This window comes from Legionella nigrisilvae, assembly GCF_977063395.2.
The window spans coordinates 448,683-473,819 of the sequence record NZ_CDRUGZ020000042.1 but is presented as its reverse complement, the minus strand read 5'-3'; the positions used below and the strand labels follow the sequence as shown (position 1 = coordinate 473,819).

Sequence of the window (25,137 nt, the reverse complement as noted above, 5' to 3'; positions counted from 1 at the left end):
GAATAGGACCATGCTTCCATAGATTTTGCGAATGATAACATAAATTGCTTAATTATTAACATCGCTAATGCTGGTAATCTGAGTTTGACTTAGCTATTATCGGCATTTTGAATTATTTCTAACCGATGAAAACCTTTTCTTGCGAAGTGTTACATAAACACTCCTCAACTCAAGCGCGAGTGACTCGTATTACTACGGCTCACGGTGAATTTATTACCCCAGTTTTTATGCCGGTTGGTACGCGTGCGGGTGTAAATAATATGACCCCTGCTGAATTGCATGAAGCCCACAGTCAAATCATTTTAGGGGGCAATACCTATCATATGCTGTGTGCTCCAGGTATGGAGGTCATTGAAAAAGCAGGCGGGATGCATCCTTTTATGGGATGGCATGGACCGATGTTAACGGATAGTGGGGGCTTTCAAGTTTTTAGTTTATCCAAGAATAAAAAAATTTGTACGATTGACGAGGAAGGTGCACATTTCCAATTACCGGGGACTCGGCGTTTAATTCATATGACTCCGGAGATGTCTTTAGAAACTCAAAAAATTATTGGTGCAGATATTATCATGGCCTTTGATCAGTGCACGCCGGATAGTTGCACTAAAGATGAAGTCAGTCATATCATGTCCCGTACACATCGTTGGTTAAAGCAATCCATCAGTTATCATCAACAATATCCGACTTCCCGATATGGCTATGAGCAAGCGCTTTTCGGCATAATTCAAGGAGGAACTTTTAAAGATTTACGCCGTGAAAGTGCGGATTTTATCTCTTCCATGAATACCGAAGGAATTGCCATTGGCGGTGAAACTATTGGTTTCGATATGAAAACTACTGTGGAAGTTATTCGTTGGGTACATGATTATTTACCAGAAAATAAACCACGATATACCATGGGGGTTGGAATGTCCCCACAAGACCTTTTGGATGTGGTCGCAGAAGGAATTGATATGTTCGATTGTGTTGCACCAACACGGAACGCTCGCCATGGATCTTTATATTGCGGTGAATTGATTCGAGACGGCAATTGGTTACGCTTTGCTAGCGAGCATGAGAATGAACGAATTCAAATAAAAAAATCTTGTTTTGCCGATGATATGTCGCCAATCATGGCACAGTGTATGTGTTACACTTGTCGTAATTACTCTCGTTCTTATTTGCATCAGTTAACAAAACAAAAGGCGAATTTATTTACAGCTTTGGCAAGTATTCATAATGTTCATGTAATGCATGATGTTTGTGATAAAATGCGTGAGTTAATAATTAATGAAAGTGGGAATTAAAAGCACTTATGCATTTATGTCATGTAACGAATAATATCCGGTAAAAAACATTCTTTTTTACATATATTAAAGATCATCAATTAATTTAAAAATGACAGGAGATATTAATGGTTGTAATTAGCACATCTAAAGGTGATATTCATCTACAGTTAGATACAGAAAATACTCCGGCTACGGCTGAAAATTTTCTTAATTATGTGCGCAGTGGTTTTTACGATAATACAATTTTTCATCGTGTTATTGCAGGATTTATGATTCAAGGTGGTGGGCTTGATTCAGAGATGAAACAAAAATCAACTCGCGAGCCAATAAAAAATGAAGCGAAAAATGCGAAGCCAAATAAACGCGGATCTATTGCTATGGCAAGAACTATGGACCCTCATTCTGCAACCGCGCAATTTTTTATTAATGTAGCTGATAATGCATTTTTGAACTACAGCGGCGATCATATGCAAGGCTATGGATATTGTGTATTTGGTGAGGTAGTGGAAGGGATGGATGTTGTTGATGCGATTGCGAAAGTAAAAACTGGGCAACGTATGGGACACGCCGATGTACCTGATGAAGAAGTAAGTATTATTACAGTTAAAGAAGTGTAATAGAACTTGTTAGCCTGGGTGAAGCGGAGCGAAACCCGGGCTTTCCCAAAGATATTTCCAGATCCGCTTGTTTCACCCGGCCAACGCTGCTGATTAAGATTTTCATTTTCGCTTTTTTATACTTTCCGAATAGTCAAATATTGGTATTTGAATATGGAAAAAAATGGCTAATAATCGTGCAGTGAAAATACTAATGAGTGTAATAATCACATTGAGGTTTTCGGAGATATTAAAATAATTAAGGGTCGTAAACAGTACAGCTCCAGCTAAAGCAATAACTGCATAAAGTTCTTTTCTTAACACTAAAGGGATATCGTTGCAAAGAATATCTCGTAACATACCTCCACAGATCCCTGTGACCATGCCACTAATAATAGCAATGCTGGGTGATAAACCATGATTGAGTGCTTTTTGAGTACCGATAATCACAAAAGTAGATAGTCCCAATGCGTCAAGAATTAAAAATATTTTCATAATTCGAATTAATGAATGGGCAATAAATATAGTTAGAAATGCACATATTGATGTGTAAAGCAAATATTCTGGATGGATAACCCAAGTTAGGGGATAAGTATTGAAGAGCGCATCTCTTACTGTACCACCACCCAATGCAGCAATACTTGCAATCAACATAACACCAAAAAAATCCATTTTTTTACGACCGGCCGCTAATGCACCTGTGATTGCTTCAACACAAATACCAATGATGAAAAGACAGTGGAGTAACATATAAACTCTGTGTGTTTTTAAAATGCAATGATACCACTATTCGGCCAAACGGTGAAATACATGGGACGGAGTTCTTGTTTGCATTAAAGCCAGAAGATAGCAAACTTCGATTTGTTATTCTCTTAGTAATGGAAAAATTCACGTTGTAGGTTGTTTATTTGCTATTTTGGCATAATAACTTACAATTTAGAGGGGGTTTAATTTCGATGACCACAGAAAATGCATGGAAAAAATTCTAAAATAAAAGTACCAATTTTTTATTTAGAAAGATGCAAAAACAGAAACCTCCCCTACTGGAACTGGAGAAAATGTAAACGTTACCGCTCCAACAGTTCAGGCGCCAAAAATTGAAGCGCCCAAGGTTGAAAAGCCGGTAATAGAAACCCCTGCTCCTAAAGATACTAGCGGTGGCAATCAGTAAATAGAAGCGGTGTTATTGTAAGGTTTGAGAATTGATGGGCTTTGACTAAATTGGAATGACCAATAATGGTTTAATTAAACTAGATTAAACCATTATTGTCTTTTTGAGCATTTTAATTTCTTATCCAAGTCACAAGCGTCATGCCCTTTTGTTTAAAAGGGGGACTATATCAACAAGTCAACGGATTAGGTTCCGTGCGAATGGCTAAAATGTTTCAGCGAAGCTAAGGCTAAATCAATAATTTTTTTAGACTGTTCTTCATCTGCATGGATCAGACTCACATCATGAATTAATTCAATTAAAAAATTGGCGATCTCTTGTTCGGGAAGCATATCCGTATAAAGACAGGACGCTTTGGCGAAAATATAATGAAGCAAGTTTTTACTAATGGATACTTTGTCTTGGATTATCCCCGGGGCATTATGGGAGTCGCCAAATAACAACCATCCTGGCGAAACATGGAGTTTCGACGCGATTTCTACCAATTTAAGGGGATCAGGAATCGCTTCACCGCGAAGATATTTACGGCATATTTGTAAAGAATAGCCTGTAATTTCCGCTAGCTTATGAATGCAAACACCCGAAGTAGAGCGTTGCGAATTAAATCCTGCGGCGATCATGGCATCACGCAGACGATCCGCGAACTGTTTTGCCAGGTTAACTTTTTCCATGGTATTAAGTCCCAATTTATGAGTAAATAAATTATAATCAATAGAAACAAAACATGCAAAATAACATAAAAAACGAAACTAAAAATTTCTATTGGAAACTTAAAGTTGACATATGCGACAAACGAAGTATAATACCAGCGAAACCTATGGAAAGGTGCTTAGTCCAATAAAGAAGTAGTGATATTAGATGGAACAAATATCAGTCCAATAGAAAAAAGGTGGATAACTCATAGCAGTTCACCTCGCATACTTTGGCTTGAATGGTTCCCCTCCATTTGAGCCTATCTATCATGTTCCTGAACGGATTTTCATTAGAAAATCTCTAAATTTATAAATTAATCGACTTAGTTTAAGGATAGAAGATCCAAAATCTTATTGATTAGATCATTTTAATAAATTAACTAATAAGTTAATCGAATTAGCGAGGGTTATTTGCTCCTGTTCATCTAAAGAACGAAGGTTTTCACTTAGTCTATTATGGAGCAGATAGGGGGAGGCATGAACAAAATCTTTTCCCTTTTCAGTAATATCAATATAAATGATACGACGGTCTTTACTGTCTCGAGTACGATGAATCAATCCTTTTTCTTCCAGCCTATCGATTACTCCCACCAAAGTGCTCATTGATAAGTAGACTTTTTTAGAAAGAGTAGAGAGAGTCATAATTCCATTTTCATAAATTTCATACAAACAGATGATTTGCGGTACGGTTAAACCATAACATTTATTCAATCGTCTGGAATGAAAATCCATTTCCTGCATGATTTTGCGTAAGGCTAGCATAATGCTTTTGGAACGCTGTTCGGATTGTATTTCAAGATCAATTTTCTGATTCATTTGATTGGGTTCAATAAGGTTCATGGATAGTCTTATACAAATTCAAGGTTGAAATTAAACGCATTAACCATTAGTATCGAAATGATTTGTGTACGAATTGTTTCAACAGATATGAATATTTAAGGGTATATTTATTGTACATCACTATTTAATGCAACTGTATAGAGCTCCTCAAAAATATCAAAGAGGGACTTTCAACATATATTCCAACTATCAATAATAAAAAGAAGGATTAATTATGCAAAGTCAACTCAAAGAATCCTTGGCTACGCAAACCGAAGATACTGTATCCGTTTCAGAAGAAGAAATTCAATTTAATAGTGGCGGAATACTGACTTTGGGAGTAGAAATTGAACTGCAACTTATTGATTCTGAAACCTATAACTTATGTTCTCGAGCAGAAGAGATCTTAAATGCGATGTCTCACCATGAGAAAATTAAACCTGAATTTTATTTAAGTACGATCGAAGTAAATACTGCTAAATGCAACTTGGTGCAAGAGGTTGAAGAAGATCTATATACTTCAATATCTGAGCTTCAACATGCTGCAAAAAAGCTCGGAATATTACTTGCAGCAACGGGATCTCATCCCTTTTCTAAATATGCTGATTGGATTATCTCACCAACAACCCGTTATCTGGATTTAATTGATCGAAATCAATGGCTTACTCGGCGTATGAGTGTGTACGGACTGCATGTCCATTTAGGTATGTCCAGTGGAGAAGAATGCATACGCTTTAATAATTTCTTCATGTATTTTTTACCGCATTTATTAGCCTTGTCTGCAAGTTCCCCTTTTTGGCAAGGGATTGATACCGGCCTATCTTCTTGTCGTCCAACCACCTATGAAGCTCTTCCCACAGCGGGTCAACCCTATCATGTCCGCTCATGGCAGGATTTTGAATATTTATATAAGACCCTTAAAGCCTGTGGCTCTATAAAATCACTTAAAGATTTATGGTGGGATTTAAGGCCAAGTCCTAATTTTGGGACGCTCGAAATTCGTGTTTGTGATGGTACGGCAACATTAGCAGAAACATTAGCTCTAGTAGCTTTAATTCACGCACTCGCCCATTGGTTTGCTGATAATGGAAGTTGGCTGGAAGCAGTCGCTTACCCCCCTTATTGGCTTTCTCGAGAAAATAAGTGGAGGGCCATTCGTCATGGCTTGGATGCTGAGTTAGTAATGAATACCGACGGTAAAACAAAATTAATGCGCGAGGATTTGCGAGAGTGGTTTGAGAAATTAAAACCCTATATTGAGCAACTCAATTATCACACCTATTTTTCGACGCTTGAAGCGATTATGGATGCAGGGACAAGCTCTGAGCGACAACGAAAAGTATTTGCCTATAATAATAGCTTTACAGAGGTAGTGAAACACAATATAAGCGAGTTTTTATTGCAAGTGCCGCTATACCGGCGTGAACTGGCCATTACCTAATGATAAAAGGAGCCTGAAAAGGCAGTAGCGTTGTTTTAACACGCGCACAATGGATTCATCCGTTTTTTCTGGGTAAATGATTGCTTTGTAATATCACCTTATTATATACTTCACCCCAATGTGTATGAAGGTCGTTTTATAGGCACGTAGCTCAGTGGTAGAGCACCACCTTGACATGGTGGTGGTCGGTGGTTCGATCCCACTCGTGCCTACCATGCAACTAAATCGTTTTCCAGGAGCGCCCGCTTTCATTTGGGATGATGCTTAAAATTGACTCCTCTTAAATTAAGGTTTAAGCCCTGCCATGCAGGGCTTTTTTTTGAAAAGAAGTGCTTACGGATAAAATTATGCCAAACATTAAACTGCCTGATGGAAGTATAAAACATTTTGAAGCGCCTTTAACTGTCTATGATGTAGCTCATAGCATAAGCCCTGGCTTAGCTAAAGCAGCTATTGCGGGTCGTATTAATGATCGTTTAGTCGATACTTCTTTCCTTATTGAAAATGATTGCGCCTTAGTAATCCTTACAGAAAAGCAAGATGAAAGCCTTGAAGTGATTCGTCACTCTACTGCGCATCTATTAGCACAAGCAGTTAAAAGTCTTTTTCCCACCGCACAGGTCACTATAGGTCCTGTTATTGAAGATGGCTTTTATTATGATTTCGCTTTTCAAAGACCATTTACTCCAGAAGATTTAGAGTCCATCGAAGCAAAAATGATGGAATTAGCTAAGGCAAATTACCCGGTAACACGTAGAGAACTACCTCGTGATGAGGCAATTGCATATTTCAAAGGCATTGGCGAGGAATACAAAGCGAAAATTATTGCTGATATTCCTAAAGATGAAGTATTGTCTCTGTATAAGCAAGGCGAGTTTGAAGATCTTTGTCGTGGTCCCCATGTTCCTTCCACAGGATTTTTGAAGGCATTTAAGCTGACTAAATTAGCGGGTGCTTACTGGCGTGGTGACTCCAATAACGAAATGTTGCAACGTATTTATGGTACCGCATGGGCTGATAAGAAATCCTTGGCCGATTATTTATTCCGTCTTGAAGAAGCTGAAAAACGCGATCATCGTAAATTAGGCAAGAGCTTAGAGTTATTCCACTTCCAGGATATTGCTCCTGGAATGGTATTTTGGCATCCCAAAGGTTGGACAATTTATCAAGAGCTTGAACGCTATATGCGACATCGTCTGGCTGATTTTGGTTATCAAGAAATTAAAACACCACAATTAGTTGATCGGGTTCTTTGGGAAAAATCAGGTCATTGGGCCAATTTTAGAGACGAGATGTTTGTCACTGAAACTGAAAATCGTCACTATGCCGTTAAGCCAATGAATTGCCCATGCCATGTGCAAGTATTCAATCAGGGTTTAAAAAGTTATAGAGATTTGCCTTTAAGATTATCAGAATTTGGTAATTGTCATCGATGTGAACCCTCAGGTGCCCTCCATGGTTTGATGCGTGTTCGTAATATGGTTCAAGACGATGCTCATATTTTCTGCACAGAAGATCAAATCCAATCTGAAGTAGCGATGATGCTCGAACTGGTTCAGTCTGTGTATGCCGATTTTGGTTTTAATGAGATTAAATATCGCCTGGCCTTACGTCCTGAAAAGCGAGTTGGCAGTGATGAGGTCTGGGATAAAGCAGAAGCGGCATTAATGCAAGCAATGAAAGATCGCAAGATAGAATGGATTGATGCTCCAGGTGAGGGAGCTTTCTATGGACCTAAAATTGAGTGTTCCTTGGCTGATTGTTTAGGCAGAATTTGGCAGTGTGGAACGATACAAGTTGATTTTTCGATGCCAGGTCGTTTGGATGCTTCTTATGTGGCTGAAGATGGTAGCAAACAAATTCCGGTTATGTTACATCGTGCTATTTTAGGCTCTTTTGAGCGTTTCATGGGGATTTTGATAGAACATTACGCAGGAAAATTTCCTTTATGGTTATCTCCAGTGCAAGCGGTAGTACTCACAATTAGCGAAAAACAGAATGAGTATGCTCAAAAGGTTACCCAAATTTTACAAAAAAAGGGTATTCGCGCTAACTATGACTTGAGAAATGAGAAAATTGGCTTTAAAATTCGCGAACATACTTTACAAAAAGTACCTTATCTCATAGTGATAGGGGATAAAGAAGTTGAATCAAACCAAGTCGCAGTGCGTTCTCGTGAAGGAATAGACTTAGGTGTGATGACAATAGATACAATTTGTGATACCTTGGCGCAAGAAATTGCTCGCAAAGGATCAATTGCAATTAACAAGCAGGGGGGATTAAACCATTAGTGCACCAACTAAGCGTGAAAATGATCGCGCAAGAATTAATGAACAGATCAATGTACCTGAGGTACGCTTAATTGATGTCGATGGTAATCAGGCAGGAATTGTCTCTACACGTGAAGCCCTGCGTGCAGCGGAAGAAGGTGGATTGGATCTGGTGGAAATATCCCCAACAGCCAAGCCTCCAGTATGCCGTATCATGGATTACGGTAAGTTTCTCTTTGAACTGAGTAAAAAACAAGCTGAAGCGAAGAAAAAGCAAAAGCAAATTCAGGTCAAAGAATTAAAATTCCGTCCTACGACGGAAGATGGGGATTATCAGGTCAAGCTACGCAACCTGATCCGTTTCCTAAATCATGGTGATAAAGTCAAAATTACGCTGCGTTTTCGTGGTCGTGAAATGGCTCATCAAGAACTCGGTATGAAGATTCTTGAGCGTTTACAGCAAGATACCGCTGAATTTGCAGTTGTTGAACAACACGCAAAACGCGAAGGAAGACAATTGCTGATGGTGTTATCACCCAAAAAAACTAAGTAGCTGAAACAAATGCGGAGTATATTGTTATGCCGAAGTTAAAGTCACATCGCGGAGCATGTAAACGCTTCCGTAAGACAGCAAGTGGTGCGATTAAACGTCGTGGCGCTTATAGAAACCATATCCTCACCAAGAAGTCCACTAAGGCGAAGCGTCATTTGCGCGTAGAGTCTGGTACTTTGAAGCCATGCGATGCTCGTTTAGCAGAACGCATGTTGCACGGTAGTTAAGGGGGGAATGAAGAATGCCAAGAGTTAAACGTGGGGTGATAGCGAAAGCACGTCACAAGAAAGTTTTAGACCAAGCTAAAGGTTATTACGGTGCCCGTAGCCGAACCTACCGCATGGCAAAACAAGCAGTAATTAAAGCGGGTCAATATGCTTATCGTGATCGACGTCAGAAAAAGCGTCAATTTCGCGCCTTGTGGATTACTCGTATTAATGCACAAGCTCGTGAGTGCGGATTATCATACAGCCGTTTAATTGATGGATTGAAAAAAGCATCAATTGAGCTGGATAGAAAAGTATTGGCTGATCTAGCTGTTCATGACAAAATAGCTTTTGCTGCAATTGCTGAACAAGCTAAGGCCGCATTGGCAAATTAACCTATTTAAAGCACTTAATGACCTGCATTACACGGTGAAGCGTAGCGAACCTAGGATACTTGGAATTAGTGCTAAAAAGATAAAACTTATTTTAAGGAGGCTGCGGCCTCCTTTTTACTTGTGGGTATAATTATGCAGGATATCATCACCATACAAGAGCAGGCTTCTGAAGCAATTAAGAATGCACAAGATGTATCTGGATTAGAGTCAATTCGCGTGGATTTTCTAGGCAAGAAAGGCAAGCTAACTGAAATTTTAAAAGGACTTGCTCATTTATCTGCTGAAGAAAAACCTAAAGTAGGTCAATTAGTAAATCAGGCAAAGCGTGAAATCAGTACATTGATTGAATCGAAGATGCTTGAACTCAAAGAAAAGCAGTTACTAGAAAAACTTTCAGCTGAGCGCATTGATGTAACTCTTCCAGGACGTAAGAAAGAAAGTGGTTCATTACACCCTGTCACTCAAGTAAAACATCGAATTAATGAGTTTTTTAGTCGTATGGGTTTTGATATAGTTGATGGCCCAGAAATAGAAACTGAATTTTACAATTTCGAAGCACTGAATATTCCTGGGCATCATCCAGCACGTGCAATGCACGATACTTTTTATTTTGGTGATGGCCGTTTATTGAGAACTCATACTTCTCCAGTTCAAATTCGTGCTATGGAACAACGCAAACCACCATTTCGTTTAATTGCTCCTGGCCGTGTCTATCGTTGTGATTCGGATTTGACCCATACTCCCATGTTCCATCAGGTTGAAGGGTTATTGATTGATAAGCAAGCGACGTTAGCCAGTTTAAAAGGCTTGCTCCAAGACTTATTTGCAGATTTTTTTGGTCGAAAATTGGCATTGCGGTTTAGACCTTCTTATTTCCCATTCACCGAGCCCTCTGCAGAAGTTGATATCGAATGTACCCAATGCAGTGGTAAAGGATGTCGCTCGTGTAAGTTTACTGGATGGCTTGAGGTTTTAGGTTGTGGCATGGTGCATCCTAATGTGCTCAAAGCGGTGAATATTTCTCCTGACGAATACCGAGGTTGGGCATTTGGGATGGGTATGGATAGATTGGCGATGTTGTATTACGGAATAGATGATTTACGGATGATGTTTGAAAATGATCTTACTTTTTTAAGCCAATTTTGAGAAATTGTGCACTTTGATTCTGTCATTTGCAGTATTGTGGTCCGACATTTGAGCTGAGCTCTGCGGACCTAAAAGTTTAATTAGGTGGTAAGGACTATAAATGAAATTAAGTAAATTATGGTTACGTGAATGGGTAGATTACTCATTAACTGAACAAGAATTAGCAAGTCAACTGACTATGGCTGGCCTGGAAGTAGACGCAGTAAGTCCAGTAGCAGGAGAGTTTACTCGTGTAATCGTCGCTGAAGTTCTTAGCACCAAACCCCATCCCAATGCAGATAAATTAACTGTATGTGAAGTCAATGCCAATACGGATAAGCCCTTGCAAATTGTATGTGGTGCGTCCAATGTCCGGGCCGGGTTAAAAGTAGCCTTGGCTATGATTGGTGCACGTTTACCGGGAGGTTTTAATATTAAAGAATCCAAATTACGGGGCGAATTATCTCAAGGGATGCTCTGTTCTGTCAGCGAGTTAGGCATGGCTGAACAATCTGAAGGCATCATGGAATTAGAAGAGGATGCTCCCGTAGGGATGGATTTACGCGAATATTTGACTCTTGATGATCATATTTTTGATATTGATTTAACTCCCAACCGAGCCGACTGCTTTAGCATTTTAGGTATCGCTCGGGAAGTGGCGGTTTTAAACAAATTACCCTTATTAGAAAAAACAATTTCTGAAGTGACGCCCAGTATTGACGACATCCTTCCCATCCAATTGAAAACTCCAGAGGCTTGTCCGCGATACTGTGGGCGCATAATTCGTAATATCAATACTAAAGCTACTACACCTTTATGGATGAGTGAGCGTTTACGTCGGAGTGGTATTCGCACATTGCATCCGATTGTAGATGTTATGAATTATGTAATGATCGAATTAGGCCAACCCATGCATGCTTTTGATTTAGCAACAATCAAAGGTGGAATCAATTTACGTTTTAGTCATGATCAAGAGCAGATAGGGTTGCTTGATGGTCAAGAATTAACATTAAATGAAAAAGTATTGGTTATAGCTGACCATGATAAACCTTTGGCGATAGCTGGGATCATGGGTGGAGAAGCCAGTTCAGTGCAAGCGCATACTCAAGACGTATTTTTAGAAAGTGCCTATTTTAATCCGATTGTCATTGCAGGTGTTGCGAGAAAATTTGGTTTATTCAGTGATTCCTCTCAGCGTTTTGAGCGCGGCGTCGATCCATGTTTGCAAATAAAGGCTTTGGAACGCGCTACTGCATTAATTTTAGAAATTGCAGGGGGAGAAGTAGGACCAGTTATTGAGGCCCAAGATAGGAAGTATGTACCAGAAACGGTGCGTTTTTCTTTTGACACCGATAAAGTAAAAAAATTAACCGGCCTTACTATTTCATTACAAGAAATGAAAACTTTATTAGAAGGGCTCGGTGTTGTCGTAGGTAAAGACCATAATAATTGTTTGGAGGTCACTATTCCTTCTCACCGCTTTGATATCCAATATGATGTTGATTTGGTAGAAGAAATCATACGACTTTATGGCTATGATAATTTAAATGCACAACCTACCACTACCGTAGTGCAGGCTGGAAAAGCATGTGGTAATGAAGAAATCGCTGCGAAGCTGTCTCACTGGTTCAGTAACAGAGGGTATCATGAAACGATAAGTTACAGTTTTGTTGATCCTGTACTACAACGCGAACTTTATCCAAACAAAGAATTTATACAGTTGCTTAATCCAATTTCTTCGGAATTATCCCAAATGCGTGCAGGGATGTGGCCAGGATTAATTGCCTCCATGATTTATAATGTTCACCGCCAGCAAAACGCGGTTAAATTTTTCGAAATCGGTGTGGTTTTTGATGTGAGCAAAGAACAAACCATTGAGCGCCCTTGTATTGCGGGTTTATTAATGGGAGAACAGGGGAGTGTCAATTGGAGTGAGCCTACTCGGGTCTTTGATTTTTTTGATTTAAAAGGTGATCTTCAATCTTTATTTTCTTCACTTAAAATAAAACAAGTCGAATTCGTAGCTGCTGTCCATGATGCGTTACATCCTGGTCAATCAGCACAGATACATATTAATGGAGTTCTCGCCGGATGGATGGGGATATTACATCCACGTTTGGCAGATGCTTTAGATTTGCAAGAGGATGTCTTACTATTCGAAATCAATTTAGCGGCATTAATGGGACATGAAGCGCCACGTTACAAAGCGATTTCAAAATACCCGCAAATTCGCCGCGATTTGTCATTCTTGGTTGACGCGGAAATCAGCGTTATGCAGATTGAATCAGCTGTTAGAGAAAACATAACCGAAAATTGGTTAAAATCTTTTGATGTATTTGATGTCTACACAGGTGAAGGAGTTCCTCAAGGTAAGAAAAGCCTTGCCGTGGCAATGACTTTGCAAGATGAAAGTAGGACTTTAGTTGATGCAGAGATAAATTCTTTAATTAGTGCTATAATCAACATGTTAGAAAACCAATTTTCAATCATATTGAGGGAATAATCGTGAATGCACTCAGCAAAGCAATAATGGCAGAAACCCTGTGTGATGAATTAAAACTGTCCAAGCCTGCATCAAAGGAAATGGTCGAGAATTTTTTTGAAGAATTGCGACATGCTCTCGAGCATGGCAATCACGTGAAGTTATCAGGATTTGGTAATTTTACATTAAGGGATAAGCCACAAAGGCCGGGTAGGAATCCAAAAACTGGAGAAGAAATTCCAGTAGTAGCCAGGAGAGTTGTGACTTTTAAACCTGGTTTAAAGTTAAAAACAAAAATTGAATCTATAGGAAAGTAGTCCATTGGCCTATTATAATAAACATATTCTCGTATGCACCAATCAAAAAGCTGCAGGCAAACAATGCTGTGGCAATACTGGTGGGGAACCTTTTTTTGATTATTTGAAATCCCGTCTTTTGGAACTGGAGATGCATGGTCCAGGAAAAGTGCGTGTAAGTAAATCGGGATGTCTTGGGCGATGTAGTTCTGGCCCATGTATCGTGATTTACCCTGAAGGCGTTTGGTACAGCTATTCTTCTTTCTCTGATATTGATGAAATCATTGAACAGCATTTAATTTCAGGCAATATTGCAGAGCAGTTATTAATTGACCAGGAATAATCAATAAATCAGGGCAGTCTGGATGTGGAAGTAGAGAAACCTGAAATTAAATTATGAAACACATTGATTTCGGATTCCGCTTTATCGTAGAGAGCCTATAGTTTAGGGTTATGTAGATAATCGCTTAGTACTAATGATGGTGTTTCTGCTTCACACAGATTAAACAAGAGAACAAAAATTATTATGATTCTTGTTTGAAATTTGCTATATTTACGCGGATTTAATTAATTGTTTATAAATTTTTATCCTTTTTTACTTGTAGGATGTTTCTGTTTTGGTTAAAATCGCCCGTCCATGATAGAAGATTACCAATTTAGGCGGTTCGGAGTTCATTTAATGAAGACATTTAGTGCCAAAAGCCATGAAGTCAAACGTGACTGGTTAGTGGTTGATGCCAGCGACAAAGTTTTGGGTCGCTTAGCAAGTGAGATTGCTCGTCGTTTACGTGGCAAGCATAAAGCTGAGTATACCCCCCATGTTGATACTGGTGATTACATTGTAGTTACTAATGCGGAAAAGGTTATTGTGACCGGCCGTAAATTTACCAACAAGATGTACTATCGTCATACCGGATATCCTGGTGGAATAAAATCAGATAGTTTTGAAAAATTACAGGCTAGAAATCCTGTTAGAATTATCGAACTTGCTGTTAAAGGCATGTTACCAAAAAATCCTTTAGGTAGAGAGATGTATCGTAAGCTAAAAGTATATGCTGGCAACGAGCATCCACATACTGCACAGCAACCCAAGCAACTTGATATTGAGGAATAAGTATTATGGCTGAAATGAAGCAATACTACGGCACAGGTCGTAGAAAAAGTTCAACAGCTCGTGTGTTTTTACGTCCAGGTAAAGGCGAGATCAAAGTAAATGGCCGTACTTTACAGGAATATTTTTGCCGTGAAACATCTTGCATGGTTGTAATGCAGCCACTTGAAACCGTTGAGCTTGTTAATAAATTTGATGCTTATATTACAGTATCCGGCGGTGGAGTTTCTGGCCAAGCAGGTGCTGTACGTTTGGGTATCGCCAGAGCATTAGTTGCTTATGATGAAGCAGGATTAGCAGAAGATGCTGAGCCTAGTCCAAATTCGGTTCGTAGAAAATTACGTGCGCGTGGTTTATTAACTCGTGATTCACGTCGTGTTGAACGAAAGAAAGTGGGTTTGCACAAAGCACGTCGTGCAACTCAGTACTCAAAACGTTAATCGTTTATTGGTTAAAAAACCCCGCTTCTGCGGGGTTTTTTATTTTGCGTGGTAAGAGTATGAAGTTCCTAGCCTAGGAGCAAGAAAGCGGGACTCGAGGTATCTATGTCTTATGACCCCGGTTATACTGCCTTGCACCCAGGCTACAAATACATAAGCAAATGATGGTGAATGAAAATACTAAGCCTGATCATGAACAGGATAAAAGCGATCGTATCGATGAAGATCGTCGTCAATTTTTGTTAAAAACAACCTGTGTATTAGGCGGGATAGGTGCTTTATGTGCTTTAACCCCTTTTGTGGCCTCATGGTTACCTAGTGCCAAAGCTCAAGCCGAAGGTGCGCCTGTACATGTTGATCTAAGTAAATTGGAACCAGGTGAGCAGGCGGTTGTTGAATGGCGCGGTAAGCCCGTATGGATAATTAGACGAACCAAGGAAATGTTACAGCGTCTGAGTCAGGGTTCTTCAAGACTTCGTGACCCAAATTCAGTAACGAGACAGCAGCCACCTTATGCAAAAAATGAGTTTCGTTCAATTAATCCAGAATACTTGGTTCTTATAGGGATTTGCACGCACCTGGGGTGTTCTCCAAAATACAAACCCAATTTGGGCGATTTAGGCCCTGACTGGCCCGGGGGGTTTTTCTGCCCTTGTCATGGCTCTACTTTTGATCTTTCCGGTAGAGTTTTTAAAGATGTGCCAGCACCTATTAATTTGGAAGTACCGCCATATTATTTTATCGATCAGCATACTCTTGTTATTGGTGAGGACAAAGTATAGATTCTTTGTCTGCATAATCGGTAGCCTGGGTGCAGCCAAGCGAAACCCGGGATGGTGAACAACATGGTTTTCCCGGGTTTCGCTCGCTGCGCCCAGGCTACAATTTATGATTGGTAACAGAAAAGGCTTGCTTAATGAATAGACTCCTCAATTGGCTCGATGAGCGTTTTCCTTTGATGAGCACCTGGAAAAATTATTTCAGTGCCTATTATCTTCCTAAGAATTTAAATTTTTTATATTTTTTTGGTTCACTAGCCCTTGTCGTTTTGATTAATCAATTGCTAACAGGTTTGTGGCTCACCATGTTTTATACTCCAAGAGCAGAACAAGCTTTTGCTTCTATAGAATATATCATGCGCGATGTTAATTTTGGTTGGTTACTGCGATATATGCACTCAACTGGGGCTTCTGCTTTTTTTATTGTTATTTATTTACATATGTTTCGTGGTTTACTTTATGGCTCATATCAAAAACCCCGTGAATTGGTTTGGCTTTTGGGGATGTGTTTATATATTTTACTTTTAGCGGGCGCATTTTTTGGTTATTTATTGCCTTGGGGACAAATGTCCTACTGGGGAGCAGAGGTAATCACCTCTTTGTTAGGTGCCGTTCCGTATATTGGTGAACATCTTGTCGTTTGGCTTAGAGGGGATTACTCAGTTGGGAATGCCACGCTACAACGTTTCTTTGGGTTACATGTGATTGCCATTCCATTCCTGCTTGTATTTTTGGTGTTCTTGCATGTTATTGCCTTGCATCGAGTGGGATCTAATAACCCTGAAGGTATTGAAATTAAAAATCACTTAGATGCGAAAGGAAATCCTCTAGATGGCATTCCCTTTCATCCATTCTACATAGTTAAAGACTTAGTCATGGTACTTGCTTTCCTTAGCTTATTTTTTGCCGTTGTTTTTTTTGCCCCTGAAATGGGGGGATATTTTTTAGAACATAATAATTTTGTACCCGCAAATCCTTTAATCACACCCGATCATATTGCTCCAATGTGGTATATGTCGCCATTTTATGCCATGTTGCGGGCGGTTCCGAATAAATTACTAGGCATTATCTGTTTGGGCTTAGCGCTATTACTGCTTTTCTTTTTACCATGGCTTGATCGCAGCCCGGTTCGCTCAATGCGTTACAAAGGGAAGTACTCAAGGATTATGTTGTTTCTAGGCGTAACTGCTTTTATGGTATTGGGTTATTTAGGAACAATTCCTGTAACTCCAATACGCTTGTTTTGGGCACGTATAAGTACGATTGCTTATTTTGCTTATTTTATCCTGATGCCTTTTTATTCTCGTTATGAACAATCACGTCCCTTGCCTTCTCGCCTAGGAGGGCAATGATGCGGATGCATGGAATCGCCTTCTACTTGGCCGTATGGTTTGGATGCTTCGTTCTAATTCCAGATGGATGGGCGCATACGGTAAAAGTCGATGTTCAAGATAAGGCTAGTTTACAAAAAGGCGCTCGATTATTTATGAATTATTGTTCCGGGTGTCACTCTTTAAAATATTTACGCTATAATCATATGGCCAAAGGGTTAGGGCTAATAGGATTTAATGGTCAGATAAATCAAGATTTATTAAAAAGTAATCTGATTTTTACCCAAGCAACAATTAATGATCCAATTCGTATTGCCTTGCCTCCTGAGGATGCCAAACAGTGGTTTGGGGTAGTACCTCCAGATTTATCATTAGTTGCTAGAGAAAAAGGGATGAAATGGCTCTATAACTATTTAAATGGTTTTTATAAGGATGATGCTCGTCCATTTGGTACAAATAACCATCTCGTTCCGGATGTTGCTATGCCAAATATTTTAGAAACATTGGCGCATGATCTACCAGAAGTGCAATTTGATCGAAATTTACAAGATTTGGTGACTTTTCTTGTTTATGTGGGTGAACCAGTACAGTCAATACGTCACTGTTTAGGATATTTTGTCGTGGGTTTCTTAGCGATTTTATTTCTCGTCGCCTGGGGTTTAAAAACAATTTATTGGCGAAAAATCGGCGTAAAGTAACCCAAAAAGGTAAAAATGTGGTAAAGTGCGAGTTTTTGTGTGTGTACTTACCTTTGTTATAGGTTGAATTAAATAGGAGTTGCTCATGGCAATTGTTGCGAAGCGCACTATAATGTCTTTATTTTCCGATACAGACGATGTTTACAGCCATCAGGTTCGGATTGTGTTGGCTGAAAAAGGGGTGAATGTTGAAATTCTTGCTGCCAAGCAGGCCGAACCCAGCGCTGATCTCTTATCAGTTAATCCATATGGAACCGTTCCTACTTTAATTGATAGAGAACTTGTGCTTTATGAGCCACGAATTATTATGGAATATTTAGATGAGCGATTTCCTCATCCACCATTATTACCTGTTTACCCGGTTGCTCGTGCTGAAACCCGTAAAATGATGCACAGGATAGAACATGATTGGTATTATTTAATGAACCGTATTTTAAGAGAAGATAATGCGGAACAGGCGAAAGCAAATTTATTTGAAAGTTTAACCGCACTGGATCCTGTATTCGCCGATAAGACCTATTTTTTGAGTGATGAATTTTCTTTGTTGGATTGTGCATTAGCACCGTTATTGTGGCGTTTGCCTCGATTGGGTATTGAAATTGCACCGGAGTTTAAAGGAATAATTGCTTACATGCAGCGCTTGTTCAAACGTGAATCGTTTCAAACAAGTTTGACTGATGCGGAGCGACAACTAAGAGCGGCATAATTATATGACAATGACATCAAATAAACCTTATTTAATACGCGCTGCCTACGATTGGATTGTAGATAACGAATTAACACCTTATATCCTGGTTAATGCCGAATATTCGGGAGTACAAGTTCCGAGAGAACATGTAAATCATGATCGTATTGTGTTAAATATCTCTCCGGCAGCAACTCGCGGTCTTTTGTTGGAAAACGATCGTATCATCTTCACTGCTCGTTTTTCAGGAAAAACAGAACAAATTTTTGTTCCACCAGGAGCAGTATTAGAAATCTACGCTAAAGAAAATGGTAGAGGTATTGCCTTTGCGATCGAAGATGAAGAAGATCCGCCTCCAGCATCTACTGGAGCTGCTGGCGCTGAATCGGATGGCTCAACTGTTTCTAAAAATAAACCTTCATTAAAATTAGTCAAGTAAAATGGACGTAGTCCGGTGCTTTTTAGCCTGGGTTAAGTGCAGTGTATCCGAGCGATTTTATCTCTTTAGCAACGATTCGGGTTCCTTTGTACTTCATCAGGCTACAACGCTTTAAACCAGACTACTTATAAGCAAGTGTTCGAAATAGTAGATTTGGAGCACAAGATGATCATACCAGCAAATGCCTTGTATCGTTGTGAACAAATTAGAACATGTGAGCAACAAGCTTCTTCTTTGTATCAGTTGGATGAAAATGCACTTATGTCCCGTGCAGGAGCGGAGGCATTTTTTCTTATAATTAAACTTTACCCCCAGGTACGACATATTGCCGTATATTGCGGTGCTGGAAATAATGCTGGGGATGGATATGTGGTGGCCAGATTAGCGCATGAGCATGGTTTATCAGTGACGATTTACCAGTGTAAAGCAGTGGCTGATCTCCCTTTTGCTGCACAACATGCAGCGTTAATGGCTATAAATTCAGGAGTGGAGTGTCAAGCGGCTGATGAACCATTAGAGACTGAAGTAGAATTAATTATTGACGCTCTTTTAGGAATTGGCCTAAAAGGGCCTGTACGTGGAGTTATTGCATCAGCAATTAATCAGATCAACTCCAGTGGGCTACCTGTTATAGCTTTGGATATTCCCTCAGGTATAAATGCCGATACAGGAAAGGTAGATAATTTTTGTGTTAAGGCCAACATTACCTTAACCTTTATCGCTCAAAAAGCAGGTATGTATACCGCCGATGGCCCGGATTATTGTGGTATTATTCATTGTTGCTCTTTACAACTTGATTCCTGTGTCTCTCATTTGGTTCCAACTGCTCGTCTTTTAAGTTCAGATACTTTATCTTTACCCTTGGCTAAACGAAAAAAAAATTCGCATAAAGGCAATTATGGCCATGTTTTAGTAGTTGGTGGGGGGCCAGGAATGCCTGGTGCAATCAGTTTGGCTGCTAAAGCAGTAATGCGAACAGGAGCAGGAGCAGTTACCGTTGCTACATGGCCGGAACATGCCAAAAGTGCCTTATCAATAATTCCCGAAGCGATGGTAAATGGTGTTGCAACTGCCCAAGATTTAAAACCGCTTTTAGCCCAGGCTACGGTCTGTGTTATTGGTCCAGGTCTAGGGGAAAGTGAGTGGGCGATGAATCTGTTTTTGACTGCGATTACCTCACAATTACCTATGGTTATTGATGCATCTGCCTTAAGATTGTTAGCCGAAAATCCTCAACTGGATGATAATTGGATATTAACACCACATCCAGGTGAAGCAGCTTGCTTGCTTTCTTCTTCTGCTGATTTGGTTCAGAAAGATAGATACCTTGCCGCGGCAAATATCCAGAAACAATATGGTGGCGTCGTTGTATTAAAAGGGGCTGGTTCGGTGGTTCAAACAGAGAAGGATACTTTTGTTTGTCCCCGAGGTAATCCTGCCATGGCTAGTGCTGGTATGGGTGATGTATTAAGCGGTATTATTGCGGGTCTTTGTGCTCAAGGATACTCTTTATCCGAAGCAGCACAATGCGGTGTGTGGGCTCACGCAGTTGCAGGGGATCTGGTAGCAAAAAAACTGGGAGGAACTGGTTTATTGGCCAGTGATTTATTTGATGTTTTACCTCACGTATTGAATTATCCTGAATGATGACAAATAGTGAATTAAATGATGTTATAACACTAGATTTACCTGATGAGAAGGCCAGTGAACTGTTTGCCTCCCATCTGGCCTCTTGTCTTTGTCCTTCTTTAATCATGACCTTTAGTGGAGACTTGGGGGCAGGTAAGACAACTATTATTCGCGCTATGCTAAGACATATGGGCGTTCAATCTCCAATTAAAAGCCCTACTTTTTCTTTAGTAGAAAGTTATTTATGCAATCATCTAACCCTACATCATTTTGATCTCTACCGTATACATCATGAAGAAGAGTTGGAATATCTTGGTTTTAGAGATTATTTTACCCAGGAGAGCATCTGTTGTATTGAATGGGCAGAAAATGCAGGAGGAGCATTGCCACAAGTCGATATTCGTTTTAAGTTAGCTATTAAGGGGGCTGGACGTGAAATGCAAATTATGGCATTGAGCGCAGCTGGTAAAAGAATTTTAGCGCGTCTTGCAGGTGAAATATGATATTTCGCTTCTTGTGTTTTATAGTGATGTGTTTTTGCTCGATAACAACATTTAGTGCCCAACTCAAATCAATTGTTTTAAAACAGCAAGGAAATCAAACCTCACTGTTTCTAACAATTAATGGTCCATTCACCCATAAATTATTTTTGTTAAATAATCCTGAACGAGTTGTCTTGGACTTAAATAATACACAATTGGCTGTCGATTTAAAGCAATTGGGTTTAATTAATGGATTAGTCCGACAAGTTCGAAGCGGGCATTCGGAGCCTAGAACTTTAAGGCTCGTGTTCGAAGTAAATCAAAAAGTACAACTTAGATCAGCTCCTTGGAAACCCAATGGTGCTTTTGGAGGTATTCGTGTTGATTTACTGCATAGCGGTCATCTTGTTGCGCCTATTGCCGCAACTACTCCTCCAAAAGCAGTGTATGTTGCCCCAAAATCCTACTCCACGCAGAAAATACAACAGCCAAAGTTGCCTGTGAAAGTTGAGACCAAGCAACCAACACTCCCTATCCTCGCAAATCAAAAGCCAATTAAGGTGAGTGGCAGACCCTCTAGACTCCGTGATGTTATTATTGTTTTGGATGCAGGTCATGGTGGCAAGGATCCAGGGGCTAGAGGTCCACACCGCAGTCGCGAAAAAGACGTTGTTTTAGCAATTACTTTGAAGCTAAAACAATTAATTGATAGACAACCCGGGATGCGTGCTGTACTAACGCGGTCGGGAGATTATTATGTTGGCCTGCGGCAGCGTCTTGATATAGCCAGAAAATATAATGGCGATGTATTTGTGGCAATTCATGCAGATGCATTCAATAATCCACATTCAAATGGTGCTTCAGTATTTGCTTTATCGCAGAGGGGGGCTACAAGCGAAGCAGCGCGTTGGCTTGCAGAAAAGGAGAACTATTCAGAATTAGGGGGGGTTAACCTGGGCGATCTGGATGATCAGAATGGTGTGGTGCGTTCAGTCCTGATTGATTTATCACAAACAGCGACGATAAATTCTGGTTTGCAAATGGGGGGACGAGTTTTAAGCCAGCTGGGTAATTTCACCAATTTGCATAATACTAAAGTGGAGCAGGCTGGGTTTGTTGTTTTGAAGTCTGCAGATATTCCTTCAATTTTGGTAGAAACAGGATTTATCTCAAATCCAATTGAGGAACGTAATTTAACCAACCCAGCATATCAAACTCGTTTGAGCCAGGCCATTTTTCAAGGCATTAAAGGCTATTTTTGGGAAAATCCGCCTCACGGATCTCGTATTGAGGCAATGACGACGAACAATGTCCATTTGGTTCGCGCTGGAGAAACTTTACCTGCTATAGCTGCCCGTTATCATGTTTCAGTTGCAGCCCTCCAGTCTACCAATCATTTGCGCGGAATCTCTCGACTTAAGCCGGGCCAAAAACTGGTGATTCCTCCAGCATGGGCATAAGAATTCATCAATTACCGCCGCTCATAGCGAATCAAATTGCTGCGGGAGAAGTAATAGAACGCCCGGCGTCAGTAGTGAAAGAGTTGCTGGAAAACTCTTTTGATGCCGGTGCAGATGCTATTACCATCGAAATAGGTTATGGCGGGCTTAATCAAATCAAGATCAGTGATAATGGAATAGGTATTGTAGCAGAAGACTTGCCTTTGGCCATTGCAGCACACGCGACCAGCAAAATCAGTACCCTTGATGATTTATATGCAATTGACAGTATGGGTTTTCGCGGCGAAGCATTAGCAAGTATTGCATCAATAGCAAAAGTTACTATTAGTTCCAGACCTGAACATCAAGAGACAGCGACCATGCTGCGAGTCCATGGCCTCGAGCGGTCTATTTCACCTTGTGCTCGGGCTGTAGGAACGACGGTAGATGTGGTGGATTTATTTTTTAATGCACCTGTTCGAAAACGTTTTTTAAAAAGCGAAAAATTAGAGTTTCAAGCAATAGAAACCACCGTGAAACGTTTTGCTTTAAGCGCTCCTGGAATTGCGCTCACGTTAAAACATAATGGAAAGCAGGTCCTGGCTCTTCCTGCTGCAACCAATGAACAAACTCGGTTAACACGTATTACCCGTATATTCGGTAGTGCTTTTGTTAAAGAATCAATTTATCTTGATGTGGAACATGGGGAAATGAAGCTCTGTGGTTGGTTAAGTAATACTAATTTTCAGCGTAGTCAAAATGATCGTTTGTGGGTTTATATTAATCAACGGATGGTTAAAGACAAGTTAATTCACCAGGCGTTAAAGCAAGCCTATGATGGTTTATTACATCCTGGTCGATTTCCTGCATGCATATTGTATCTAATGATTAAACATGCAGAGGTTGATGTAAACGTTCACCCCACCAAACATGAAGTTCGCTTTCAACAGCCCCGTTTAGTGTTTGATTTTTTAACCTCCCAATTGACTGCGGCACTGAAGGCTAAAAAAGAAACTTGCGAAGATGCTCCCTATGAATTGAGCGAACCGACGCATCAAAATCAGATTCAAACAATTTATGAACCTTATCCGAAATTAATTGGATCCAGTAACAGCATTTATCATTGTGAAACGGAATTATCTTGGGTCATTTTAAATAGCCGATATATCATAGTGTTCATAAATCAACAACCGTATATTGTGGATATAATAACCTTATATCAACATCGGATGCAGGAGCAAATACCGCAGTTGTTCTTTCCTTTGGCAAGTAGACCTTTATTGGTTCCTATTCGTTATTCTTTTCCGCAAAAGCGACACTCTAGTTCTATAGAATTAGTACAGAGTCTCAAATCATTAGGAATACATATGGAGTGGGTGGACGATAATGAAGTACTTATTCGGAGTATACCGCTTTGTATGCCACATTTAGATTTACGGTTATTTCTAGATTCAATTGCAGAATGCAATGTAGTTCAACAGGATCAATTACTTGAAATAATGAACCAATCACAAAAATTTGATCCTAGACTTCTAAACCGTGAGGAAAAAATTGAATTAAATGAATTATTACTTAAAATATATAAAGAGCAAAACAAAAAGTTTGGCTTATTTACAGCATTAACAAATGAAGATTGTAAAAAATTAGTAGATACATAGTTTTGAGCATAATTAAAATTAAAGAAATAGTTCCCTTCTTCCCTCACCTGGGGAGGAAAGTGTCTAGGGTTAATGAGGCGATTTACACGTACCATATCAGAACCCCAGTCTCACCCTCTCATAACGGGAGGGGTTTCTTCAATATAGGTTACCGCTTGTTTTTTAATTGAGATAATGAATGGTTAAATTAGTTTTATGTTTAATGGGACCCACTGCCTCAGGAAAAACGGCTCTAGCTTGTGAATTAGTTAAACGATATCCTTTTGAACTGATTAGTGTCGATTCAGCAATGATTTATCGGAATATGGACATCGGAACTGCTAAACCCACACCAGAAGAGTTACTAATTGCTCCCCATCATTTAATCGATATTAAAGATCCAATTGAGTCTTATTCTGCAGCTCAATTTTGTACGGATGCATTGTCTTTATGTGAACAGATTTACCTGAAAGGGAAAATTCCTCTACTTGTAGGAGGGACGATGATGTATTTTAATGCATTACAAAAGGGTCTATCAACGTTACCTGAAGCCAATTCGGTAGTTCGCCAACAATTAGAACATGATGCTGCTTTAAAGGGTTGGCCCGCTCTTCATCAAAAATTATTAGAGATTGATCCTGAGTCTGCAGCACGAATTCATGCACATGACGCACAACGAATCCAACGTGCGCTTGAAGTATATTATTTAACAGGTAAAACCTTATCGGCTTTTCATGAACTGGATAAGGAAAAGCCTGACTTTCATTTTGTAAATTTAATTCTCTTTCCAGAACAAAGAGCGTGGCTGCATAACCGTATTGCACAACGCTTTGATCATATGCTAGCTGAAGGCTTTATTGAAGAAGTAACGCAGTTAAAGGAACGATGGAATTTAACCATGCATCTACCTTCAATGCGTTGCGTAGGGTATCGACAGGCAATGGAATTTCTTCAAGGCGATTATGATTTTTCTATGATGCGTGATAGAGGTATTGTCGCTACTCGGCAATTGGCTAAACGTCAATTAACGTGGCTTAGGCATTGGGGAGAGGCTTTGTATTATGATCCACAAAATGAGGCTTTTCGCGATGAGATGATAGCGAAAATCGAGGAAATATTAGATAATCTTAATAAATAAGCGTTAAAGGAACAT

General features: G+C 39.8%; 26 protein-coding genes and 1 tRNA gene. 24 read left to right on the top strand and 3 right to left on the bottom strand.

Going from position 1 to position 25,137, the window contains the following annotated elements; all coding sequences use genetic code 11:
• Window positions 1-125 precede the first annotated feature (125 nt).
• A complete protein-coding gene (gene tgt, locus ACWTE2_RS30360; RefSeq protein ID WP_454785676.1) occupies window positions 126-1,286 on the top strand; it encodes a tRNA guanosine(34) transglycosylase Tgt in 1,161 nt (386 codons plus the stop codon).
• A gap of 107 nt (window positions 1,287-1,393) precedes the next feature.
• Window positions 1,394-1,885, top strand: coding sequence for a peptidylprolyl isomerase (locus ACWTE2_RS30355; protein WP_182392381.1), 492 nt, complete (start codon window positions 1,394-1,396; stop codon window positions 1,883-1,885).
• A gap of 102 nt (window positions 1,886-1,987) precedes the next feature.
• Here the strand turns inward: ACWTE2_RS30355 and ACWTE2_RS30350 are convergent, their stop codons facing one another.
• The 3 genes from ACWTE2_RS30350 to ACWTE2_RS30340 all read right to left on the bottom strand — a co-directional run bounded on the left by ACWTE2_RS30350 (window position 1,988) and on the right by ACWTE2_RS30340 (window position 4,567).
• Window positions 1,988-2,614, bottom strand: a complete 627-nt coding sequence (locus ACWTE2_RS30350) for a trimeric intracellular cation channel family protein (protein ID WP_454785675.1) — start codon at window positions 2,612-2,614, stop codon at window positions 1,988-1,990.
• A 606-nt stretch (window positions 2,615-3,220) separates the two neighbouring features.
• On the bottom strand, window positions 3,221-3,706 hold the full coding sequence (locus ACWTE2_RS30345) for a helix-turn-helix domain-containing protein (RefSeq protein ID WP_454785674.1): 486 nt from the start codon (window positions 3,704-3,706) through the stop codon (window positions 3,221-3,223).
• A 384-nt stretch (window positions 3,707-4,090) separates the two neighbouring features.
• Window positions 4,091-4,567, bottom strand: a complete 477-nt coding sequence (locus tag ACWTE2_RS30340) for a MarR family winged helix-turn-helix transcriptional regulator (protein WP_454785673.1) — start codon at window positions 4,565-4,567, stop codon at window positions 4,091-4,093.
• Between the two features lie 214 nt (window positions 4,568-4,781).
• Between ACWTE2_RS30340 and ACWTE2_RS30335 the strand changes: the two genes are divergently transcribed.
• The 22 genes from ACWTE2_RS30335 to miaA all read left to right on the top strand — a co-directional run bounded on the left by ACWTE2_RS30335 (window position 4,782) and on the right by miaA (window position 25,122).
• Window positions 4,782-5,987 (top strand): carboxylate-amine ligase, encoded by a 1,206-nt coding sequence (locus tag ACWTE2_RS30335; protein WP_454785672.1) that lies wholly within the window; start codon window positions 4,782-4,784, stop codon window positions 5,985-5,987.
• 140 nt (window positions 5,988-6,127) lie between these two features.
• Window positions 6,128-6,202 (top strand) — tRNA-Val (locus ACWTE2_RS30330).
• 132 nt (window positions 6,203-6,334) lie between these two features.
• A complete protein-coding gene (thrS, locus tag ACWTE2_RS30325) occupies window positions 6,335-8,278 on the top strand; it encodes a threonine--tRNA ligase (RefSeq protein ID WP_454785671.1) in 1,944 nt (647 codons plus the stop codon).
• Window positions 8,274-8,810: a translation initiation factor IF-3 gene (gene infC / locus ACWTE2_RS30320; RefSeq protein ID WP_040523000.1), complete on the top strand. Its 537-nt coding sequence runs from the start codon at window positions 8,274-8,276 to the stop codon at window positions 8,808-8,810. The genes thrS and infC overlap by 5 nt, the downstream gene beginning before the upstream one ends.
• A gap of 26 nt (window positions 8,811-8,836) precedes the next feature.
• Entirely contained in the window at window positions 8,837-9,037 is a 201-nt protein-coding gene (gene rpmI / locus ACWTE2_RS30315) for a 50S ribosomal protein L35 (protein WP_182392387.1), read from the top strand.
• Between the two features lie 14 nt (window positions 9,038-9,051).
• Window positions 9,052-9,411: a 50S ribosomal protein L20 gene (gene rplT, locus ACWTE2_RS30310; protein WP_182392388.1), complete on the top strand. Its 360-nt coding sequence runs from the start codon at window positions 9,052-9,054 to the stop codon at window positions 9,409-9,411.
• 132 nt (window positions 9,412-9,543) lie between these two features.
• Entirely contained in the window at window positions 9,544-10,557 is a 1,014-nt protein-coding gene (pheS, locus tag ACWTE2_RS30305; protein ID WP_454785670.1) for a phenylalanine--tRNA ligase subunit alpha, read from the top strand.
• Between the two features lie 100 nt (window positions 10,558-10,657).
• Window positions 10,658-13,039, top strand: a complete 2,382-nt coding sequence (pheT, locus tag ACWTE2_RS30300; RefSeq protein WP_454785669.1) for a phenylalanine--tRNA ligase subunit beta — start codon at window positions 10,658-10,660, stop codon at window positions 13,037-13,039.
• 2 nt (window positions 13,040-13,041) lie between these two features.
• Entirely contained in the window at window positions 13,042-13,335 is a 294-nt protein-coding gene (locus tag ACWTE2_RS30295) for an integration host factor subunit alpha (RefSeq protein ID WP_182392391.1), read from the top strand.
• A gap of 4 nt (window positions 13,336-13,339) precedes the next feature.
• Complete coding sequence (locus tag ACWTE2_RS30290; RefSeq protein WP_182392392.1) at window positions 13,340-13,657, top strand: (2Fe-2S) ferredoxin domain-containing protein; 318 nt, start codon at window positions 13,340-13,342, stop codon at window positions 13,655-13,657.
• A gap of 336 nt (window positions 13,658-13,993) precedes the next feature.
• Window positions 13,994-14,428, top strand: a complete 435-nt coding sequence (rplM, locus tag ACWTE2_RS30285; protein WP_028380713.1) for a 50S ribosomal protein L13 — start codon at window positions 13,994-13,996, stop codon at window positions 14,426-14,428.
• 5 nt (window positions 14,429-14,433) lie between these two features.
• On the top strand, window positions 14,434-14,865 hold the full coding sequence (gene rpsI / locus ACWTE2_RS30280) for a 30S ribosomal protein S9 (RefSeq protein WP_182392393.1): 432 nt from the start codon (window positions 14,434-14,436) through the stop codon (window positions 14,863-14,865).
• 164 nt (window positions 14,866-15,029) lie between these two features.
• Window positions 15,030-15,647 carry a ubiquinol-cytochrome c reductase iron-sulfur subunit gene (gene petA / locus ACWTE2_RS30275; RefSeq protein WP_454785700.1) on the top strand — a complete coding sequence of 206 codons (618 nt, stop codon included), beginning with the start codon at window positions 15,030-15,032 and terminating at the stop codon, window positions 15,645-15,647.
• 134 nt (window positions 15,648-15,781) lie between these two features.
• Complete coding sequence (locus tag ACWTE2_RS30270) at window positions 15,782-16,996, top strand: cytochrome b (RefSeq protein WP_454785668.1); 1,215 nt, start codon at window positions 15,782-15,784, stop codon at window positions 16,994-16,996.
• Window positions 16,996-17,673 (top strand): cytochrome c1, encoded by a 678-nt coding sequence (locus tag ACWTE2_RS30265; RefSeq protein ID WP_454785699.1) that lies wholly within the window; start codon window positions 16,996-16,998, stop codon window positions 17,671-17,673. Before ACWTE2_RS30270 ends, ACWTE2_RS30265 begins: the two co-directional genes overlap by 1 nt.
• 85 nt (window positions 17,674-17,758) lie before the next feature.
• Window positions 17,759-18,379, top strand: a complete 621-nt coding sequence (locus ACWTE2_RS30260) for a glutathione S-transferase N-terminal domain-containing protein (RefSeq protein ID WP_182392395.1) — start codon at window positions 17,759-17,761, stop codon at window positions 18,377-18,379.
• A gap of 4 nt (window positions 18,380-18,383) precedes the next feature.
• Window positions 18,384-18,797, top strand: coding sequence for a ClpXP protease specificity-enhancing factor (locus tag ACWTE2_RS30255; RefSeq protein WP_454785667.1), 414 nt, complete (start codon window positions 18,384-18,386; stop codon window positions 18,795-18,797).
• A 165-nt stretch (window positions 18,798-18,962) separates the two neighbouring features.
• A complete protein-coding gene (locus ACWTE2_RS30250; protein ID WP_454785666.1) occupies window positions 18,963-20,444 on the top strand; it encodes an NAD(P)H-hydrate dehydratase in 1,482 nt (493 codons plus the stop codon).
• Window positions 20,444-20,929: a tRNA (adenosine(37)-N6)-threonylcarbamoyltransferase complex ATPase subunit type 1 TsaE gene (tsaE, locus tag ACWTE2_RS30245; protein WP_454785698.1), complete on the top strand. Its 486-nt coding sequence runs from the start codon at window positions 20,444-20,446 to the stop codon at window positions 20,927-20,929. The genes ACWTE2_RS30250 and tsaE overlap by 1 nt, the downstream gene beginning before the upstream one ends.
• The gene (locus ACWTE2_RS30240; RefSeq protein ID WP_454785665.1) at window positions 20,926-22,368 is read left to right on the top strand and encodes an N-acetylmuramoyl-L-alanine amidase; all 1,443 of its coding nucleotides are present in this window, start codon (window positions 20,926-20,928) and stop codon (window positions 22,366-22,368) included. The genes tsaE and ACWTE2_RS30240 overlap by 4 nt, the downstream gene beginning before the upstream one ends.
• A complete protein-coding gene (gene mutL / locus ACWTE2_RS30235) occupies window positions 22,359-24,005 on the top strand; it encodes a DNA mismatch repair endonuclease MutL (RefSeq protein ID WP_454785664.1) in 1,647 nt (548 codons plus the stop codon). Before ACWTE2_RS30240 ends, mutL begins: the two co-directional genes overlap by 10 nt.
• A gap of 178 nt (window positions 24,006-24,183) precedes the next feature.
• Window positions 24,184-25,122, top strand: coding sequence for a tRNA (adenosine(37)-N6)-dimethylallyltransferase MiaA (miaA, locus tag ACWTE2_RS30230; RefSeq protein ID WP_454785663.1), 939 nt, complete (start codon window positions 24,184-24,186; stop codon window positions 25,120-25,122).
• Window positions 25,123-25,137: the final 15 nt, after the last annotated feature.

Bases quoted from the DNA above. Each gene is read 5' to 3' on its own strand.
- ACWTE2_RS30355 (WP_182392381.1), top strand. From the start codon at position 1,394: ATGGTTGTAATTAGCACATCTAAAGGTGATATTCATCTACAGTTAGAT.
- rpmI (WP_182392387.1), top strand. From the start codon at position 8,837: ATGCCGAAGTTAAAGTCACATCGCGGAGCATGTAAACGCTTCCGTAAG.
- rplM (WP_028380713.1), top strand. From the start codon at position 13,994: ATGAAGACATTTAGTGCCAAAAGCCATGAAGTCAAACGTGACTGGTTA.
- rpsI (WP_182392393.1), top strand. From the start codon at position 14,434: ATGGCTGAAATGAAGCAATACTACGGCACAGGTCGTAGAAAAAGTTCA.
- thrS (WP_454785671.1), top strand. From the start codon at position 6,335: ATGCCAAACATTAAACTGCCTGATGGAAGTATAAAACATTTTGAAGCG.
- pheS (WP_454785670.1), top strand. From the start codon at position 9,544: ATGCAGGATATCATCACCATACAAGAGCAGGCTTCTGAAGCAATTAAG.
- pheT (WP_454785669.1), top strand. From the start codon at position 10,658: ATGAAATTAAGTAAATTATGGTTACGTGAATGGGTAGATTACTCATTA.
- miaA (WP_454785663.1), top strand. From the start codon at position 24,184: ATGGTTAAATTAGTTTTATGTTTAATGGGACCCACTGCCTCAGGAAAA.
- ACWTE2_RS30340 (WP_454785673.1), bottom strand. From the start codon at position 4,567: ATGAACCTTATTGAACCCAATCAAATGAATCAGAAAATTGATCTTGAA.
- petA (WP_454785700.1), top strand. From the start codon at position 15,030: ATGGTGAATGAAAATACTAAGCCTGATCATGAACAGGATAAAAGCGAT.
- ACWTE2_RS30240 (WP_454785665.1), top strand. From the start codon at position 20,926: ATGATATTTCGCTTCTTGTGTTTTATAGTGATGTGTTTTTGCTCGATA.
- rplT (WP_182392388.1), top strand. From the start codon at position 9,052: ATGCCAAGAGTTAAACGTGGGGTGATAGCGAAAGCACGTCACAAGAAA.
- ACWTE2_RS30270 (WP_454785668.1), top strand. From the start codon at position 15,782: ATGAATAGACTCCTCAATTGGCTCGATGAGCGTTTTCCTTTGATGAGC.
- ACWTE2_RS30260 (WP_182392395.1), top strand. From the start codon at position 17,759: ATGGCAATTGTTGCGAAGCGCACTATAATGTCTTTATTTTCCGATACA.
- ACWTE2_RS30345 (WP_454785674.1), bottom strand. From the start codon at position 3,706: ATGGAAAAAGTTAACCTGGCAAAACAGTTCGCGGATCGTCTGCGTGAT.
- ACWTE2_RS30255 (WP_454785667.1), top strand. From the start codon at position 18,384: ATGACAATGACATCAAATAAACCTTATTTAATACGCGCTGCCTACGAT.
- ACWTE2_RS30265 (WP_454785699.1), top strand. From the start codon at position 16,996: ATGCGGATGCATGGAATCGCCTTCTACTTGGCCGTATGGTTTGGATGC.
- ACWTE2_RS30335 (WP_454785672.1), top strand. From the start codon at position 4,782: ATGCAAAGTCAACTCAAAGAATCCTTGGCTACGCAAACCGAAGATACT.
- mutL (WP_454785664.1), top strand. From the start codon at position 22,359: ATGGGCATAAGAATTCATCAATTACCGCCGCTCATAGCGAATCAAATT.
- tsaE (WP_454785698.1), top strand. From the start codon at position 20,444: ATGACAAATAGTGAATTAAATGATGTTATAACACTAGATTTACCTGAT.
- tgt (WP_454785676.1), top strand. From the start codon at position 126: ATGAAAACCTTTTCTTGCGAAGTGTTACATAAACACTCCTCAACTCAA.
- ACWTE2_RS30350 (WP_454785675.1), bottom strand. From the start codon at position 2,614: ATGTTACTCCACTGTCTTTTCATCATTGGTATTTGTGTTGAAGCAATC.
- ACWTE2_RS30250 (WP_454785666.1), top strand. From the start codon at position 18,963: ATGATCATACCAGCAAATGCCTTGTATCGTTGTGAACAAATTAGAACA.